The following is a 954-nucleotide window of genomic DNA, read 5'->3' on the forward strand; positions in this document are numbered from 1 at the left end:
CCATTCCCGGTGCCGGAAGAGCGGGATCTTAACGATTACATTCTGGTGTTCCCTGCTGATTCCGGGATTAAGCCGATTTATGTTTATCTCAAAACCGCAAGGGATAAGCCAGGTGTGGCAACAGGGAAAGGTGAGGAGCTATCAGATTCTGAAAAATGGCTTGAGGCTGCCAGCTCTGGTCTGGGTGCGCCAGTGCCATCTCAAATCGCGGATAAGCTAAGAGGACAAAAGTTTAGTAATTTTGATGCGTTTAGATCTGCCTTTTGGAAAGCTGTAGCTGAAGACTCAGCATTGCTTTCTCAATTTACGAGAGGTAATCAGGCATTAATAAAAAAAGGATACGCACCTTTCACGATTCCAGAAGAGCAGGTTGGAGGTCGCAAAACATTTGAAATCCATCATAATGAAAGAATTATAGATGGGGGGAAGGTATTTGACATGGACAATTTGTCGGTAGCTACCCCAAGACGGCATATTAATATTCATAGAGGAAAAAGTGAATGACGGCCTCATATAAACAACTTAGTGACTATACAGAAAACGAGTTTATCCAATTCGTAACCGATATTGTGGAGGTCAATTCAAATTCAGAGGTGGAACATCACGCATTGGTATCAAAATTCGAAGCGCTTGTACAACATCCAAGGGGTAATGGCCTTATTTATTATCCTGAAGATGGTGAGGATGATTCCCCTGAGGGCATTGTCAGCACAATAAAAAAATGGAGAAAATCAAAAGGACTTCCATTATTTAAAGACTCATAGTTCATCGGGGTTGAATAACGCATTGGCTGCTACATAGTAGCCTTTGTAAATAGCTTGAGGCCGCTAGCTCTGGTCTGGATGTCCTCCGGCGACCATGAGGGAATTTAACCCCGAAACGCTGACTCCCTGGGTGACGCCGGTGTATGCAAAATCCTGCCTGAAGGAGAAAGGCTGCACCGATGCCGGTATC

2 protein-coding genes are annotated in these 954 nt (G+C 44.3%); both read left to right on the forward strand.

Annotated features, from left to right (window positions below):
* Window positions 1-504, forward strand: a 504-nt coding sequence (locus CSE01S_RS21890; protein ID WP_042293184.1) for a pyocin-S2/colicin E7-DNase domain-containing protein, incomplete at its 5' end; no start/stop codon positions are given.
* On the forward strand, window positions 501-764 hold the full coding sequence (locus CSE01S_RS21895) for a bacteriocin immunity protein (protein WP_042293186.1): 264 nt from the start codon (window positions 501-503) through the stop codon (window positions 762-764). The genes CSE01S_RS21890 and CSE01S_RS21895, both read left to right, overlap by 4 nt.
* Window positions 765-954: the final 190 nt, after the last annotated feature.

Source organism: Citrobacter sedlakii NBRC 105722 (assembly GCF_000759835.1).
Classification (GTDB): domain Bacteria; phylum Pseudomonadota; class Gammaproteobacteria; order Enterobacterales; family Enterobacteriaceae; genus Citrobacter_A; species Citrobacter_A sedlakii.